The organism is Christiangramia portivictoriae DSM 23547, from assembly GCF_000423045.1.
Taxonomy (GTDB): domain Bacteria; phylum Bacteroidota; class Bacteroidia; order Flavobacteriales; family Flavobacteriaceae; genus Christiangramia; species Christiangramia portivictoriae.
This window is the reverse complement of record NZ_AUHF01000001.1, coordinates 717,507-735,465: the sequence shown is the minus strand read 5'-3', so window position 1 is coordinate 735,465 and position 17,959 is coordinate 717,507. Positions and strand designations below refer to the sequence as shown.

Here is a 17,959-nt window from a genome sequence, read left to right as displayed (position 1 = left end):
GATTTTAAACATAATATTCCGGAGACCAAATGGTCTCGCACAACTTTTGAACAGTCTCGGCTCTTTCAGCAATATCATCTTTTTTCAGTTCTTCATGAGGTCGAAAAGGTACTTGGGCTAATTTAGAAGAATTAAAGAAGTTTGGATTCTTTTTGTAAAAATCAGGATGTAGAGTTTGCGCATAGGTGTTTTCCTTTAAATAGTGCCCTAACTTATCTTCATATTTGTCGCTGCTAAAAGATTGGTTTGTTCCATTTGGTAGTAGCACTAATGCCCCAACCGAATTTCTCCAATGAACAAAATCATGTTCCTGTTCAAATTCATCCTTATGATCTTCAAATTTATTACTCCACAAATGTTCAATCTCAAATTTCTTTCCCGTAGGTTCATGATACGACACGTAATTCGTAGGTTTTCCCATCTCTTGATCTACAAATGCGGAAATCCTGCTCAAAAGGTGTTTTACAAATCGTTTATTTTGTTGATGCATCGAGAAATTAGGGATCGCTGAAAAAGTCTCATCTAAAGAATTTACTTCCTCTAACAGTATTCCATTCAGATTTTCAAGATCTTGATTTCTAACAGCTTTAATGATATTGAAAAAAGTATACCTAATTGCTGATGCACCAAACTTTCTATAATTTACAGCACGCCTTACTGTATAAGTTTCAATAAATCGTGCTACCCTATTTATTTTCTCGTAGGATTCATCCTCCTGTTCACCCGGATTAATGGTCGCAAGTAAGAGAGCATCCTGTAGAGATGGAGCAATACCCCAACGAGAAATGTAAAAAACGTGAGGACATTTTTCATTTAATTTTATCATTGACTCCCAATTTCTCATGTACCAATTAGCCATGAAAACAAACTCTTTTTTGAAGAAATCGTAGAAATCATCGGAAGATTTAAGATCAAATAATTCCTCATGGTTGTCTTTAAACCAATTATGAAATCTGGTCCCTATTAATTCAAAGTCCTGATTTTCAGCACCAGCCTTTGTGGGACGCATACTCGAAGCATATTTGGCTCTGAACCAAGCCTGGAAAAAAGTCAAATCTGCATTGGCTTCAAATTCATGAAGCTGTTGAATTTTTTCCTTCCATAGTTCATTAATTTCACTGCGTCTTTTCTTGTCCCTGATGCGGGATAATACATAGCCTTTAAGCATTTCTGTAGACGTGAGGTTCATCCCCCTATCATTCATCGTTTCGAATATCGTATAAGCATTTTCATCTGAATAGGCGGTTATTTTTACAATGACCACATTGCCGATAAACCAATCGATGAAAAAAGGCAATGCTTCATCTAATAGAGATTCGGGAAAAACGGCATCAATGTCCTGATATCTCTCTGAAATATTTATAGAGGTTTCATCCTCTACCCCATTTGTATCAAATTCACCCTTCTCGTAGAGCGCTTTCAATACCTCCTGCCTATCTTCATCTGTCATATTAAATGACTTTTCACCATACTTTTCTGAAAAGATAAGATTTGAAATTTGTACCTGACTTTCTCTTTCTTTCTGGAGATTATTCAAATAAATTAAAAATAGGGTGATTGATGTTATTCTTTGTTGTCCATCAATAATTGAATTTTTCCCATCCTCTGAAATACTAAAAACAACAGGTCCAAGATAGTAGCTTTGGTAATTAGCCACCTCAGACCTTTTATGAGCCGGATCATAGGATTTTAGGAATGCGGAAGTCAAATCTTCTACCAGAGTTACCATATGTTTTTCCTCCCATCGGTATTCTCTCTGAAAATAATCTATAAAAAACTTTTTGTCTTTTAAAAGATCATTGATATTCTTGTCAGACGCTTCAATCTTATTTTCGATCTTACTCATGTCTTTATTTTGGTTCTATTAAACTATTCTTAATTAGCTCCAAGTTATATTCTTAAGTAGTTCAGCAATTTCAGCCGTGTCCTTAAATGAATCCTTTTTTAATTCTTTTTCAAGGTTAAAATACTTCTTACCGAAAAGACCATTTTTACTTTTCTTTTTAAAATCAGTTTCGTGAAAATTATCCACGCAAAAGAATTTTTGGTTCTTTCTAATGTTCCACCCCAGATTTTCCTTAGCATCATGGATCATATTAATAATATTCTGTTTCTGCTCAGGGGTTACATCTTTCGTTGATTCCTTTATATTAAGCTCATTTTTATCGTTCAGATCGGCTGTAATTACATTCTCAATCTTACCGACTCCTCTAACCGATTTTTGATTATAGATACCTAAATGACTACAGTATGAATAACCTCTATCTGCAGGATTATAATAAACTTTATTCTTAAAATTATCTTTTAATGTAGCTCCGCAAGCTACTGCCAGCATACGGTGTGATGAATTCCAAATAACTTGTGATGAAATACAGAAATCTTCAAAATCATCGATAATATCCAAAAGTTCATAATCGTAATCATCAATAATATCTCTAAACTTTTTAATAATCTCCTTAAAGGTAATGGCGGCGAAGTTTATATTGGTATCCTGAAGCTTATTGTAATTCTTAATTTTTTCCTCAACAAGTTCTCTATCCTTCTTCTTAGGAAGTTTTGGACCCAATGCTAATAGCACTTGTATGGTTTCATCCTTGAATGTTGAACAATGCTGCTCTAATTGATCTAAATCAAAATTCTGGGTAAGTTTCGTTTCAATCGCAATTTTGAAGCTTTCCTGTTTTATAATTCCATCTGGAATACTATTTTTTGCTTTTAATTGTTGCTCAAAATCTACTCCCACATTAACATCTACATCTTCGGACAAACCATTTAAAAGGACCTTAAATTTAATTGGAGATGCATTGTACAATCTTGAAAACAACAAAAGTGTGTTATTGGTTACTACATTTTCTTTTTGGGAATACCTTTGAAAGTAGTGTACTGAACTCATTATTCAAATTTATTAGTTATTAATTCTACTATTTAAATCCTTCAAAATCTCCCTTCTTCCAATTATCCCGTTATACTGTTCTACTACATCTTCTATTACTCCAAAATCATCTTTATTGATCTTTACAAGATGAGATTCCTGGGCAGGAATAGCTCCGTTATAATGCAGACCTTTTATGCGAGGTTCATAATTCTGAAATATCATTTCGTCCATCTTTTCTGCTAAGGAGAGTAATTCATAGTAAAAATCTGTTCTCTCATTTTCACTTTTTGACTTCATATAAGGATATATAGCTTCTTCCATATAACAATCATACAAATCTTTTGAACCTCTAATCACTGCCAGTTTGAAAAATGGATTTTCAGGATGCTTTATTAATGCCAAGGTAGGTTGTTTACGAATGGCAGCTTCTAAGTAGGTAGCCAGAGCATCAGCTTTGAACGCTGAATACTTCCCCATAAAATACTGGGCAATTATCAGACTGGTTTCTTCTTCACTATATATTTCTAGTAGATTTTCTACCAGTTCTTCAAAACCGGAAACACTGGCACTGTCCAGACATTCATCCATTTCAATTAAAACTTCTTCTTTGGTCATATTGGTTGGTTAATTTTTATTGGTTAAAGTAATTTGATAATTCATCGGCTGTACACATAAACCAGAAAGATCTCCCTTAAAGACCTTTACTTTTCCTTTCTTAGCTTTCTCGTCAAAATCATAAAGTCTATATAGTCTGTATTTCTCAGGATGTTGCTGACTGCAATACAATTCGTTTCTCGTAATAAAGAATGGTGTTTTAAATCTCCCATTGTAGCCTTAACCTCAATGAATATCTCTTTACCATTATCGTCCCTTGAAGTTATATCATAACCAATCCCGTCTCCTTTTATCACCGAAGAATGTTCCAGTTTCTTATTAATCCTTTTTACACCTAAATTTTGGAGCTTTTCTCGCTCACGGTCCAGGATAAAATGTTCTCCGGCTTTTCCTAATCTGCTGTTTGCTTTCTGTTTTTTTTCAAAATCAACAACATTCCCATTTAATTTGGGAATTGAATTACCTACGAGATAATCATTAACCTCAATCTCTTCAATATCATATTCTACCGGAATACTCTTTGTAGGATCTGCCTGATCCAGATGATTCACACAGGCATAAATAAAATCCTGGGTTAGAATCTTATATGAAGGATCCTGGTAATATTGATCGGAATCCAATAACCTTTTATGATGCAAATTCAACAATTCATCATCCTGTAAAAGTTCGGCTTTAATTAGGCTACAAATCGATTGGAACTCAAGAACATTAGTAAAATCTCCTATTTTGGCTTCATAGGGATAATCAATCAGCTCACAGAAATCCTTTAGCATTCTATATTTATATAGATAATATTCCTGCGGATATCTAAGAGCCAGATACACTATGGCAGCCCTGTGATCCTGGTAATGATTGTCTTTATCAGTTTCTATTTGAGAAGCAAGTTTATCGAAACCTGCCTTAAAACTATCATATCTAGTTTCGAGATCCAGCGCTTCATTGAAGAGGTTTCTAAAAAGTCTTCTAACTTCTTCAGGATCTTTTTCGGCGAATGTTTTAACCATTCTTCTGGGATAGTAACTACCGGAACCTAGAAGGTTTTTAGTTTTATCCAGACTTTCCTTGAGCATCCCCGCAAAATCATCTGCCTCTATATCCCAGTGATCCTGAAAATGTTTTACCGCTTTCCATTTGTAAATTTCCATCTGATTGATCTCTGGAAAGCGATTTTTATACTGACTGATGTAATCCTCTATGATTTGGTAATTCATATAACTGTTTGGTTAACTAACCTTTATCTTCCCCGTCACCGCCGCGTCTATTAAACTGCTCTTATATTCCCTTAATTTTTCGATTTGCTTTTGTTGTAATTCAATAGCTTTTTCAACTTTTTCAGAAGTCCCATAGATTAATTCCAAGACTTCCTCTTGTTCAATTATTGGAGGAACAGCGATACGCAGATTAAAAAAGGCTTCCATATCAATACTTTCTACAGTTGCCGCTTGTTGTCTGACTTCCGCTAAAATTTTACTGTTATTCCCTTTTACTAATTGTTTGAAATATTCAGAAAGAATTATTTCCTTTAAAATCAAACATTTTATGTCCTGATTAATTGCCATCTCTCTTCGCAATATCGATATAGGAAATGTGTGCTGAAGAATTCCTGATCTGGTAACGAAAACTACCGCTCCTTCAGGTGCTAACTTTGCAGACGAATTAGAGAGACCTTTAAAAGAAATTTCCCTTGCTGTATTTTCGAGGTATTCCAATTTAACATCAACTGATGAAATCCATGGAATCCCTCCATTCCAAAAATCTAGCCTATCTGTAGATGGCGTACCGCCACTAAACGAATTCTTGACTAAATGTTTAATTTTCTTAACCTTCCAATGCTCCGGAATCTCCCCAATCCATTCCACTCCTGAATCCTTCATTTTAACATCCGGATCCAGGCCTTTGGTAACTGCATTCTGAATGATGATCTGTTTGCGCTCTTTTAAAAGCTCGATCAATTTTTGTTTTTGCTCGATGGCAGCATCGATCTTGCCGCATTTTCCATCAAGGAAACTGGAGATGGCGGTTTGTTCTTTAATTGGAGGCACAAAAGTTTTAAAAGAGAAAAATGAATCTTTTGGAATCGTATTTCGTAAGCCTTTGTAAAGGGGCCTCATTCTCTTTTTGCTATCAAGATTCAAATAGAAATAATAAAGAAATGATTTATTAAAGGTATTTCTTGGCTGCATTACCGTATAAGCCCCGGTTATCATTCCATCGAAAGGAGATAAACCAACAGTTCTGGGTGTTTCTTCAACATCAAATAAGCAAAAGACAAAATCCCCATTTTTAACCTCTTGATATGTATCAAACTCAGCAGGGAATTTACCTTCTGGATTTTCCATATCCCTTTTGATAATTCCTTTTAAGGTAAGAGATAGAAGGTCATATTCAGAAGATCTTTTACCTACCTGATTCTTCTTCAACTCAAAAATGAATTTATTTGACAACGCTTCCCATTGTGCAGGAATTTCGCCTAACCATTCCACTCCCGAATCTTTATAAGCCGGATATTTCTGGAACTCTACTTTTTCTTTTACAACTTCCATCTAAACCAGGTTTAAGATATCCATAATCAAACCTTCATTCTGCTCTTCCAGCTCCAGGATCTCCCTGGCTACGGTATCCAATGAACGTAAAGGCGTATGGCGGTAGAAATATTTATTAAAGCTTATCTCGTAGCCAATTTTGGTCTTGTCAAGGTCTATCCAGGCTTCCGACACGTGCGGTTTTACCTCGTCTAAAAAGTACTGGTGAATTTGCTCTTTTAAAGGCACGTTTTCATAATCCCTAAGGTCGCTTTCGGTTTCATATACCAGATATTCCCCCGGTTTTTCGGATGGGAAATACCCAAAGTCTGCCAGGTCTTCTTGCTTACAGTTCAAATGAGCCAGTAGGTTACTCAGTTTTTCACCGCCCAGCTTTTCTTTTTTCTTGATCACTTTTTCGGCTTCGACATCATACCAGCTTACAGCACTAAAAACTGAATTCTTTTCGGAAGCCCCGGGTTTCAGTTTTAATTCCTTGAGTTTCGCATCTACTTCTTTCTTAAACATATTAAAGTCAGGATACTCTTTTTCCCCGATCGCCTTCTGCAGTTTCTCTGCAAGTTCAAACAAGTCCTTCTGCTTTTTCCAGGTTTTGGAACTCAGCAGTTTTTTACGGTTCTTGCTGCTCAGGTTCAGATCATTTTCCTCACACCAGGCCAGTATCTCTTTTTCGTGTTCCTTCAGCTTAGTATAAACTTCCTCTCCAAACTCATTCCAGGCCCATTGCATAGGCTCCTTCAGTTGTTTATCAAACCGAAGTTCTCCGATCCTTTCCGAAGTGAATTGAGCCTTCAGCCGTTTTGGCCTTTCAATGGTCACTTTGTAGTACCCGAAATCCTCATTATCGAATACCTGTGAAGCCAGACCTTCGATCTCCGCGTTGGTTTCAGGATCTATCTTCCGGCTAACCGGCTGCATTTCGGTATAATTCTTAACGATTTTATTTATATGCTCCGGAGAGAATTCGCAGTTCTTGTTCCCGAGATTTTTCCGAAGTTTTTGATACAACTGTCCGGCATCGATCAGCTGCACTTTTCCTTTCCTGTGATCGGCTTTATTATTGCTCAGCAGCCAGATATAAGTGGTAATACCGGTATTATAAAATAGGTTATTCGGCATCTGGATAATCGCCTCCAGAAGATCATTTTCAATAATATATCGCCTGATGTTGCTCTCCCCGCCACCGGCATCACCGGTAAACAAACTGGAACCATTATGCACCGAAGCGATCCGGGAACCGGAAGGACTTTGCTGTTTCGGCTTCATCTTATTCACCATCTCCATAAGGAACAGCAACTGCCCGTCTGAGGAACGCGGAATGGCATCGGCCTCTTCTTCATTGCCCCAGTAGTCTTTCAGATGGATCTTAAAACGCGGATCTATAACTTCCTTTCCATCCTTGATATATTTCTGCTCACTGCTCCAGGATTTATCATAAGGCGGATTGGAAAGCATAAAATCGAAACTAGTGCCGGCGAATTCATCTGTAGAAAGCGTAGAACCCACACGGATATTTTCGGGGTTGTTCCCCTTGATCATCATATCACTCTTACAGATAGCATAGGTCTCGTCGTTGATCTCTTTCCCGTAGAGATACACATCGCCCAAAGCCTTGATCGCGCCTTCCTCATCCTTGATAAAGTTCTGAGCTTCGGTAAGCATTCCTCCACTCCCGCAGGCAGGATCGTAAATGGTCATTACAGGAGGAAGTTTATCTTTAATAGGTTCGAATACCAGGTGCGTCATCAACTCGATAACCTCACGCGGAGTGAAATGTTCCCCGGCCTCTTCGTTATTCTCTTCATTGAATTTCCTGATGAGCTCTTCAAAAACATAACCCATTCCCAGGTTGGAAAGTGCGGGTAGTTTTCTGCCATCGGGATCTTCCTTTTCAAAAGGCGTCAAATTGATATGCGGAGAAGTAAATTTTTCCAGCACATCCAATAATACATCCTTGTTGGCCATATGCCTTATCTGGCTCTTCAGCTTAAACTTGTCGATGATCTCCTTTACGTTAGGGCTGAAACCATTCAGGTAATCTTCGAAATTCGCCTGCAGGATCTGCTGGGAATTGGTCGCGGTGTCATGTAATTTCTGAAGCGTAAAATCGCTGATGTTATAGAACACATATCCGGAAGCTTCGCGCAGTCCGCCTTCATCCCATTCAGTAAAGCCGGCTTCGTCTCTTTGGAAAGCCAGTTCTTCCATAACGGCATCTTTGGTGGGTTCCAGTAAAGCATCGAGGCGACGTAAAACCACCATTGGCAGGATCACATCACGGTATTTTCCACGCACGTAAACATCGCGCAGGCAATCGTCTGCAATAGACCAGATAAAAGAAACCAGTTTATTGTGTACTTGTTGAGTCATTTATGTAGATAAGTTATGATAGAATTTGAGTGCTGCATGTGAATCCGGGAAGTAGGGTATCTGGATTTATAATGACAGCGCAGTAAATCTAAAGATTTTCTTAAATCTTTAAAAGGTTTTCCCGTATTAGAACCAAGAAATTTAATGCTCTAAAAAGAATCAATAGGGTTTATGACCAAAAAGTAGCCGTAGAAATATCAAAAACAGATTATTATGAGCCACCCCGTCTTTTTTCGCGGTTGAACAAATATCTTCGGCTTTGAGATCTACTTCCCAGGGAAATCCATAAGTACGAGATTCTACCTCCAGTTTCACCACTACTGGAATATATTGATCCATATTCTCCATAGCTTCCCTGATCTCCTTCAGGATAAATTCATTTAGTTCAATTAAAATGAAAATAACATATTTTTCGTTTGACAAGGTTAAACAATATTCTCTATGGTTTACCAATCTAAACCAGCCTTCACTATCGTTATCCAGAATGGTCTTTAGGAACGCCTCTTTAACAAAACTAACCTTCAATAGCTTTTCCAGTCCCTGTATCTGGGTAAGCCCATCAAAATACGCCGTTTCATATCTCATTCTTCATAGGCTTATTTAATAGATAGCTCCAGCTTTAATGCTAAATTTCGATACTGCACATAATGCTGAAAATCGAATTTTATAAAATTTGGCGCTTCTACTTCGGGGATGATGCCATTTAAAGATTCCGGAGAACAATCCTTAGGGTTAGCCAGCCTGGTTCTCCAAATACACCAATATCTCAAATCGTATTTCAGTAAGTTGCCATATAAATAGCCAATTGCTTTTTTAAGGTATAGACGATTTTTATCTTCCACTCCGTCTCCCCACATAAGCCAGACATCAGCAATATTGATATTATTTTCTTCCAGCAGATTGCTAATCAGGATCGAATTATAGTGAACCATATATTCGTAAAATGGATTATTGGAGTTTAGTTTCCTGGCATCTATAAAAGGACAAAGACTCGCCCTGATCCAACCATCGTAGCCCTCATTTTTAGCAATAGCATCCATATTTTGTAATGCTACTCGCGAAAGGAAATCATCATAATCTACGGCATATAGTCCGATGACCAATAAATTTCGTTTCCCTCTCCTGCCCCGAAATTTAAAGTCTCGAAATTTAAAGTTATGTAATTGCTCTATTGAAGTTTCCATTCTACTTCTCCCAGGTCTATGGTATTTAGCATTTTCATTTCAAGCGTAGCCGGAATAACATCCGGGCTAGCTACATGTAAACACAATTCATAACCCCCAAAAGTTTCTTCTTGCAGATTGATCCTGTTACCGTAACGACGTTCTGCTATTATATGCTGGTATTGTTCTTCAGAAAGTTTTATTTCAATTCTTCTCATATTGAATTTTGTTTCAATACAAGGTTAGAGATTGAGAGCGCCAGATGATGTCGTTCAAGGGTATGTATAAAAAACCCCGAAATCATTTTTCCGGGGTCTTATAGTTTTTCTAAATGGGATAGCTTATTTCTAAAACCCCCTCAATAAATAAGCCTTTTATCTATACTGATAAATTACATTATATGATTCTGCGTAACCTTCGTCATCAATAGCTACTACCGTAGTAGTTTCAGGATAATTAAATTCATCATAATTGTAATCCACGGTAATACTACCTATCTCCTGATTTGATTCATCTGTAATTATTGCTCTTACTGGATTATTAACAGGCAATAACTTTTTAGCCATCACAATTTCTTGTGGAGCATAAAACTGCAACCTGACATCATATAAAACGTCTATTATTCCTGCAGCATCAAGAGTATAATAGAATGTAAAAGGTTTATCATCATATGTGATTGTTGCTATACTGATAATTTGATTACCTTCATAATCTTCATCGTATAATTCTAATACTGAAGGATTGCCATTTTTGTCATATTGCAATACATCTCCAATTTCATAGGCCTCTTGTATTTCACCAATAATTTCGTCGGTCATTATGTTATCTCCACCACCTGAAACTTTGCTCAGACTCCCATCGCCATTATCATTATAGGAGAAAAATTTTGTTTCATTGTCTGAAGAAGCCGAAATAACTCTACCCTGGCTGTCATAATTAATTTCTGAAACGGTGGATTCACCTTCACCTGTGGTTATGATTTTTGTTACATATCTTTTTGCAGCATTTTCGTTGGCCTCTTCGAAACCATCATCTTCGCTACTACAGGAGATTGTGAAAAATGAGATAGCCAGCACAAGTAAGGTAATTTGTTTTTTCATATTGGTTAGGTTTTACATTTCAATCCCGAAAATGCGGTTATTTGTTATGAAACGTGAGATTGTAATTAGAAGAACAGAAGCTGAATTGTAATTAACGTTTCACCGGCAAACTTAAATCACCTATTCTCAATCACCTTACGGATTTCCGTACGCAGATCATCTATCTAATAATTCCGCTATAATATTTATTCCAGCTGGATTAATGCCTTCTAGTATAAAGTGATAATACAAAGCATCATGAAATATCATTTACGTAAATGATGGTTGGGAAATGTCTCTTGAGAGTACCTTAGATTTTTTTGAAAAGCCTGGAAGTAAATCTGCTATTGAGGAAAAAATTTAGCCAAAAGGAAACTTTAGATGATATGGGATGATTTATCTAAAAGTTGGCTAAAATTTAAAATGTCGGGAAGATGTGGGGAAAGCAAGGGTCTAAAAACAGAAAAGCCTTGTAAATCAACAGATTAACAAGGCTTTCAGTACTCGGGACGGGAGAAGAAACCCCTAATTTTGGTGATTAATCTCAACCTAAGTAATCCTAAGTTTCGAATCTTATTTTCAACCATATAGCCAGTTTACAGAGTTTTACGATTATTTAAGTAAATCTAAACAGATCGAATAACATAGAGTATATGTTTGGAAGATGTTTGGAAACTGTTTAAGAATAGTCTAATTTAGTACTGTTCAAATGTTCAATTACTTATTATGGCAACGGTTAAATACAGGATTCGCGGTAAATCCAAACAAAACACTTCTATCTACATTTACCTGTCTACAGGACGCGGTAATTTCGTTGAGGTTGCTTCTGGCTTCTCAGTAAACCCAAAAGACTGGAGTACTACAAACAACAAACCAAAACAGAACTCAGAAATAAACCGTCAAACCTTCAGTGATCTCAATAAACTAGAAAAGTTCGTGTATGACGAGGTTAATACCTCAAATGCGAAAGGTGAACTTATAGATGCTCACTGGCTAAGGTCAAAAATTAGTGAATGTTTTAACCGGGTTAAAAAGACAGATCAAACTTTATTAACCAATCATATACAGTTCATAATCGATAATGCCCAAACCCGAAAAATAAAAGGGAGTAATAAAATAGGCTTATCGGATCGAAGGATAGCAGGTTACAAATCCTTTTTGAAACTAACTGAAGAATACGAGAAAGTCATTAAGAAGAAAATTCACTTCTTAGATATTAATAAACGGTTTGTAGATAAGTTCACGAATTGGATGCTCAATGAAAAGAACTACGCAGTTAACTATGCCGGAAAGATCCTGGACAATTTGAAAACGGTTTGCAAGGATGCTCAGGCAATTGATATTGATTGCCACCCGTACACTGATAAAATTGAAGGTTTTAGAGAGCGTGACGAGGATCGATATATAGTAACCTTGTCCTTCTCAGAACTGGAAGAAATAAGGAAGGCTGACATTGAGAAAGAAGCATTGATAAATGCGCGCAAATGGCTTCTATTAGGTTGTGAAATAGGACAAAGAGCAAGTGATTTGCTTAAATTAACTCCAGACGATGTTAGATATACTAAAGGGAGTTATTATATAGATATTCTTCAGCAAAAGACAGGTAAGAATGTAACGGTTGGTATAATTGCACCGCACGTAATTGATATTATAGAAAACGGCTTTCCTTATGCTATATCTACTCAGAAATTGAATAAGCATATTAAAGATTTATGCGACGATGCCGGACTTACTGAAATGATCAAAGGCAAAAAATATGACAAGAAAACTAGACGCAAGAAACTAGACTATTATCGTAAATGCGACCTTATAACGTCTCATAGTTTCAGAAGGTCTTTTGCTACCAATTATTATAAAAAAATTCCCACAGCCATTCTAATCAATATTACAGGGCATTCTAAAGAAAGTCTTTTCCTAGAATATATTAACCGAAGAGAAGATAAAGACGATAATGCGAACTTGTTTATGAAGTTCTATGAAGAAATACACCAGAAGAAAGAACCAGAAATGAAAGTATTTAAAAATGGTACTAATCAATAACAGAGGATCTGATTAAAACGCTTAGAGAAAACCAAACAAGAATTAAAAGTAACGCGCGGAAAATTGAACCGAAACCTCATCAGTCCAAAAGTTCGGATGCGAATTGATTCGGATCTGGAAATAATAAATTAGTAACTTTAGAACCCTTTTAAATCAATTTAAGAGGGTTTTACATTTGGCAACGTATATAAATAAGATGAAAAAAAGCATTGTAGAAAATTTTCCGAAATGTATGCGGATAATGAAACAATTTGAAAGTGAACAACCTACTTTGAAAAGTCATAGTCCTCCTTCTCAGGGTGACCCTTTTGAAGGACTTAAGCATTTCATGTTCGAGTTTACACTCTTTGAGAATAATTCTACTTACTACGAAAATCTACAAGATACTTTTGCTATTGAATATAAATGGCTAGTTTCTGATAATATTTATTTCTATTGCTGTCCTTTAAAGATTTATAAAAAACATTACAATAGTTTAAAAAAGGAGTTTCTCGAAAATTTTATCGATGCAGACGAAATTGATTTTATCCTTAAAGAAATCAATGACCTAAATGGTTATACTAAAATGTTCTTATTTTATCAGTATCTAAATAGTCAGCATAAAAGTAAAATATACTATTCCGTAAAAAAGAATATAATCTTTCTAAAGGAAAAATTACCACAAGACGTTATTGATTCTGAGTTGGCTCATATACAAATTGATAAGTCTCAGGCACAATTAGGTAGAAATTTATATACCCAAACTAGAAAGGAGAGTAATAATGACTCGCATACAACAGGATACAAAGATTTACCATTTCAGATAGACTTGTCTGAAATTGATCTGACTGAAATAATAAAATCTTTAATACAGGCAAAGGTTATTCATTCCTATAAAAGCGAAAAGGAAGTCTTTCAACATTTTAGCAAAGCATTGAATTTGAAAGTAGACAAAAGAGAAAAGTTACAAACTATAAAAGGTAGAACTATAGACAAAACACCATTTCTAAATAGACTTACAATTGCATTAGAAAACTGGATAAATAATTGAATTAGATGTAATCTATAGTTAAATTTAATCAATACTGTACCCGTACTATGAGTACGATACGATACCCAATTCCATTCATTTGTGACGTAATCAATAATACAGATCATGTCACAAGTACAATTTATTCAGACTACGCCTGAACAACTTCAGGAATCAATTTTAAAAGGCGTAAAAAACCAATTAGACGAACTAAAGAAACAATACCAACCCAAAGAACCCGAAGAGTATTTAAGTCGTGCTGAGGTCGCCAAAATGCTTAAAGTAGATATTTCTACTGTGCATAATTGGAGTAAGTCGGGCAGACTGAAACGGTTTGGTATTGGAAATAGAGTTTACTACAAACGTTCTGAAGTGGAACGTGCTATTGTTCAACTTTAAACTACGAATGATGGCAACAGAATATCCAAAACCAATAATTCACACCTATAGGGAAATTAACCCTGGAAAGTATCGTAGTGTAAAACACTATGAAATAAAGAACCTCAACGGTGGTGAAAATCAACTATCGGAGGCACTAAATATTCAAAAAGATAGGCAGTTCGCTAAGTCAATGCCAGAATACTGGCTTAAGAAGCGGATTGATAAAAAATGGAGTAAACCTATAACAGGACTTTTTCAAACTGAAAGAAAAAATATTTATTTCGGTGACAGTAATTATAAGAAACATCTTCTTATTGTTCACTTTTCACATAATCAAGATGAGGTAACTATTTTTTATTATAAAGACTTTTATACCCGCAACCGTAATGCATTGATTCTTGATGCATATCTATTTGCTTTAAAATCGAAGTAAATATTCTTTTACGAACTGCTAAAGGCTAACTAATAAAACAAAAAAGAGGGGCGCATAACCCCTCTAAATGTTGTTCAAATGTTAGGCAACGTGGCAACGCATACCCTACACCCAAATATAAGAAAAATCATGTTAGACTTTCTTAAAATATGGATTTTAAATCCTCAAATAATTGAATCCTTTAAAAACAATGATCTACTAATCTGGATTACCAAAAAGGACTATTTGAAAATCGATAATAGAAATTTCGAAAATTCGGAAGAGATATTAACTAAGGAAATTAAATATTACAAAGGAATTTTATTTTGCTTTTATCCTGACAAGTTGGAAATTCTGTTTAAACCGCATTATTTTTTCAATAATAATTTGCATAATGCTAATGACTTTACGATCGTAGATTGTCTGAAAGTACTCAATGAGTTTATAAATATTTTCCATTTAGATCCAGAGGAATGTAAGATTGTTAATATCGAATTTGGAGTAAACGTTATTATCAAAGAACCAATTGAAGATTTTGTATCATTCCTTTCCTACCATGAAAAGAACGAATTTAGAACTGATCCGGGATTGTTATATAGTAAAAAGGCTTATAAGGCTAGACGGAACGGTAAAATGAATAGTTATAAGATTATTAAAGCGTATGCCAAGGGTTTGCACTTTCCTAACTATACCGATAAGAATACATTTAGATTCGAAGTAAAAAGCAAACAAGGCGCTTACTTTAATCGATTCGGAATTTATAGCCTATCTGATCTTATGAATTTTAAAATCTATAATCGGCTTGCTGAAGAGGTAATTAAAGAATTTAAATCGGTCTTAATCTTGTACCATAATGTAAATTTTGAACTTATTAATGATCAAGATTCTAGTAAAATCATGAAGTATTTAAGTAATCACTTTTGGTTCAAAACTCTTCAAAACAATAATAGAAATAAATACAATCTCGAAAAGAAAAAGTATTACAAACTACTGGATAAAGTAGGTCAAAATATCCATAAGGAAGTACTACAATTGATCCAGGACAAACTTAAACTTTGTCTAAATGGTGCAATTTCGACACCTCAGCAAGATGATAATATTGGTGCAATTTCGACTATATATAAAGAACGAAACTGCACTAATTCAGAAGTTAATATCTGTCCGATAACAGGAATGAATATTTCAATGCAAAAAGAGGATAGTATTTTACTCAGTCATACAGGACTCAAGTACTATTTCAAAACTGATAAGAAGGTATTTGATGAGGTCAAACGTAAGTTCTTATCTTCAGTATGGAAAGATGATGATTACCAAACTCAAATTAAAGAGATTGCGCATAACATTAGAAACAAATCTTCTAATTTGAAACTAAAGCAAGATAAACTGTACCCTACCAATCAATTTAGAATTTTCACTTTACATCAAAAAAATAGTCCTAACGTTTAAGTTAGGACTATCTCATTCTAAATTGTTTATTCTATAAACTCAACAGTTTGTATGGATTGTTTATAGAGGTAATGCCAAAAACCTGTAATAATTTAACCTTATCATTAGAATCCATAGGATGAGATTCAAGATAATTTTGAATTCTAGGCTGTTTTAAGGATGGAATTCGACTTTCAAAAAATGGCCATAACTCCTTAGATGTGTAATTCTTCTCCTTCAATGGAAATTCGAAAAGAGGCTTTAAATCGTTCTGATTTTTAAACCAATCTGAATAATAAAAATTCCATGAAGAATTCTCATAATTTAAATAACCAATTATATTTTCTTGATGTTTTAATTGGAATTTAGGATTACGATTGATCTGCTCATATATACAAGGTAAATCCTTTGTATCTTGAGTCTTTGCTTGTGATTTGATATATTTCTTAAATTGCTTCAACATAATTATAAAATGTTTTTAAGCGTTTGAAACCTTAAATTAAGTACTTTTTTAATTATTTCTCTTCTCTCTGTTGTGAAAAGTTTCCCAAAACTAATATCTAGAATTTGTAGTGTTTTCTCTAGACTGTTCGTACACGTCCATCTATTAATGTGATCCGTATTAATATAACCATTTTGTTTTAAATATGCAATCAATTGGAAATGATTACATTTTTTGTTGTTTGGTATACTTATCTTAGGGACTGAATTGTTTATGTATTTCTCAATCTTCTCATCTTGTCTATCTCCTTTTTCATTTTGCAAAGATAGTATAAATTCTTCACTTCTATTCCAATATAATCCTCTAGCGGTATCGTAGATAGGAGAAAAGTAAGGTTCATGTCTACTACGAATGTGAGTAACAACGCCCCAATTGTAGTAATGGCGGTCATTATTGCCAATTAAACAATCAAAAATAAGCATATCAATAAAAGCATTTAAAATATCTACTTGTGGAAAAACATGCTCTAAAGCAATAAGCACATCCTTAATGTTAATTTCGCCTTTTAAATGTCTTTGTTGATCTAGTTCATCCAGCCATTTAGTATCAGATTCGAGCATGTAGCGTGATAAAATATTAGCGCCATGAATCAAAGATTGTTCAGAATTATGAAAATGCTCACTTAAAAATCTAATGTAATTCTCAGCATAAATAATCTTGGAATTAGCAATATCAATACCAAAAGATTGACCTATACTAGTAAAAAAGTGTTCCGTTATCGACTCATTGGGATACCATTTGTGACCTATTTTTGCTATGTACTTCTTCCATAGATTTTGCTTATCTCTTCTAACTTTGCCCCTTTCATACTCATATAGTTTGATGACATCCTTTGGCGCATCTCCCCCAACAGATTCAGTTAGAATATTGTAGTTTTTTCTTTTTACTGGTTTTACTTGTCCATGCGTTAATTGAATACCTGAATAGTTAATTATTTTTTCCTGGGTTAGTTTTGATAGCATTAGAAACTTAAATTTTTTAAATATAATAATAAGAATGAATAAAGCACGGATATAACATCCTTGGAAAGACCTATGAACAAATTGCTTATCATTAGATAGAAATTCTATGTTCTAGATAAAGAATGATAATGCAGGCTAACCAGAGCATACCATTGTAACCTTCAGAACTTGTCAAAACTTGACATTTAGACCATAACTAAACGGAACCTCTAAAACCTAACAATACCTAACCGTCAAGTTTTAAAACTAACTATCTAATTAAGACTTCTGTACTATCTGTTCGCACGTGTATTAAAACAGAAAAACGTCAAGATTGCGTCATGGGTAAAAGAAGAGTTCTCTTACACTATAAAAAAGGGAACTATGTTTTTAACACGATAAAAAAGAAGCAAGTTTTTCGCACGATAAAAGAATTTTCCGAAACCATAAAAAAGGAGAAAACCTTATTAACATAAAAAGAGTTTTTGGGAATCATAAGAGAGGTTGATAAACTACAAAAAACCATTATCTAGAATCAAAACAATACGCGCGTAAGAAGATTTAAAATCATATATGTCAAAATAATAGAAAATCCAATAATGTT

Annotated in this window: 17 protein-coding genes and 1 pseudogene; 5 read left to right on the top strand and 13 right to left on the bottom strand. The window is 34.7% G+C overall.

Annotated features, from left to right (window positions below):
- Window positions 1-4 precede the first annotated feature (4 nt).
- From G529_RS0103530 to G529_RS16085, 11 genes and pseudogenes are all read right to left on the bottom strand, one after another.
- Window positions 5-1,846 carry a DUF262 domain-containing protein gene (locus tag G529_RS0103530; protein WP_026914230.1) on the bottom strand — a complete coding sequence of 614 codons (1,842 nt, stop codon included), beginning with the start codon at window positions 1,844-1,846 and terminating at the stop codon, window positions 5-7.
- Between the two features lie 33 nt (window positions 1,847-1,879).
- Entirely contained in the window at window positions 1,880-2,893 is a 1,014-nt protein-coding gene (locus G529_RS0103525) for a hypothetical protein (RefSeq protein WP_026914229.1), read from the bottom strand.
- Window positions 2,894-2,905: 12 nt separating this feature from the next.
- Window positions 2,906-3,490, bottom strand: coding sequence for a hypothetical protein (locus tag G529_RS0103520; RefSeq protein ID WP_026914228.1), 585 nt, complete (start codon window positions 3,488-3,490; stop codon window positions 2,906-2,908).
- 9 nt (window positions 3,491-3,499) lie between these two features.
- On the bottom strand, window positions 3,500-3,661 hold the full coding sequence (locus tag G529_RS16835; protein WP_422678721.1) for a hypothetical protein: 162 nt from the start codon (window positions 3,659-3,661) through the stop codon (window positions 3,500-3,502).
- A gap of 50 nt (window positions 3,662-3,711) precedes the next feature.
- Window positions 3,712-4,263 (bottom strand): annotated as a pseudogene (locus G529_RS16830) (protein NO VEIN domain-containing protein); the annotation flags it as partial.
- 450 nt (window positions 4,264-4,713) lie between these two features.
- Complete coding sequence (locus G529_RS16325) at window positions 4,714-5,829, bottom strand: restriction endonuclease subunit S (RefSeq protein ID WP_169513773.1); 1,116 nt, start codon at window positions 5,827-5,829, stop codon at window positions 4,714-4,716.
- A gap of 204 nt (window positions 5,830-6,033) precedes the next feature.
- A complete protein-coding gene (locus G529_RS0103505) occupies window positions 6,034-8,403 on the bottom strand; it encodes a type I restriction-modification system subunit M (protein ID WP_026914225.1) in 2,370 nt (789 codons plus the stop codon).
- Between the two features lie 159 nt (window positions 8,404-8,562).
- Entirely contained in the window at window positions 8,563-8,988 is a 426-nt protein-coding gene (locus G529_RS0103500; RefSeq protein WP_026914224.1) for a hypothetical protein, read from the bottom strand.
- A gap of 11 nt (window positions 8,989-8,999) precedes the next feature.
- Window positions 9,000-9,506, bottom strand: coding sequence for a hypothetical protein (locus G529_RS0103495; RefSeq protein WP_026914223.1), 507 nt, complete (start codon window positions 9,504-9,506; stop codon window positions 9,000-9,002).
- Between the two features lie 65 nt (window positions 9,507-9,571).
- Window positions 9,572-9,784, bottom strand: coding sequence for a hypothetical protein (locus tag G529_RS0103490; RefSeq protein ID WP_026914222.1), 213 nt, complete (start codon window positions 9,782-9,784; stop codon window positions 9,572-9,574).
- A gap of 156 nt (window positions 9,785-9,940) precedes the next feature.
- Entirely contained in the window at window positions 9,941-10,666 is a 726-nt protein-coding gene (locus G529_RS16085; RefSeq protein ID WP_026914221.1) for a hypothetical protein, read from the bottom strand.
- 705 nt (window positions 10,667-11,371) lie between these two features.
- Between G529_RS16085 and G529_RS0103480 the strand changes: the two genes are divergently transcribed.
- The 5 genes from G529_RS0103480 (at window position 11,372) to G529_RS0103460 (ending at window position 15,933) form a co-directional block, all read left to right on the top strand.
- The gene (locus G529_RS0103480; RefSeq protein WP_026914220.1) at window positions 11,372-12,685 is read left to right on the top strand and encodes a tyrosine-type recombinase/integrase; all 1,314 of its coding nucleotides are present in this window, start codon (window positions 11,372-11,374) and stop codon (window positions 12,683-12,685) included.
- 241 nt (window positions 12,686-12,926) lie between these two features.
- Window positions 12,927-13,715: an RteC domain-containing protein gene (locus G529_RS0103475; RefSeq protein ID WP_157514520.1), complete on the top strand. Its 789-nt coding sequence runs from the start codon at window positions 12,927-12,929 to the stop codon at window positions 13,713-13,715.
- A gap of 105 nt (window positions 13,716-13,820) precedes the next feature.
- On the top strand, window positions 13,821-14,093 hold the full coding sequence (locus tag G529_RS0103470) for a helix-turn-helix domain-containing protein (RefSeq protein WP_026914218.1): 273 nt from the start codon (window positions 13,821-13,823) through the stop codon (window positions 14,091-14,093).
- A gap of 7 nt (window positions 14,094-14,100) precedes the next feature.
- Window positions 14,101-14,508, top strand: coding sequence for a hypothetical protein (locus G529_RS0103465; protein WP_026914217.1), 408 nt, complete (start codon window positions 14,101-14,103; stop codon window positions 14,506-14,508).
- A gap of 90 nt (window positions 14,509-14,598) precedes the next feature.
- On the top strand, window positions 14,599-15,933 hold the full coding sequence (locus G529_RS0103460) for a hypothetical protein (RefSeq protein ID WP_157514519.1): 1,335 nt from the start codon (window positions 14,599-14,601) through the stop codon (window positions 15,931-15,933).
- A 31-nt stretch (window positions 15,934-15,964) separates the two neighbouring features.
- Here the strand turns inward: G529_RS0103460 and G529_RS0103455 are convergent, their stop codons facing one another.
- Together G529_RS0103455 and G529_RS0103450 are read right to left on the bottom strand one after the other, a co-directional pair.
- Window positions 15,965-16,375, bottom strand: a complete 411-nt coding sequence (locus G529_RS0103455) for a HipA N-terminal domain-containing protein (protein ID WP_026914215.1) — start codon at window positions 16,373-16,375, stop codon at window positions 15,965-15,967.
- Between the two features lie 2 nt (window positions 16,376-16,377).
- Window positions 16,378-17,376, bottom strand: coding sequence for a HipA domain-containing protein (locus G529_RS0103450; RefSeq protein WP_026914214.1), 999 nt, complete (start codon window positions 17,374-17,376; stop codon window positions 16,378-16,380).
- Window positions 17,377-17,959 lie beyond the last annotated feature (583 nt).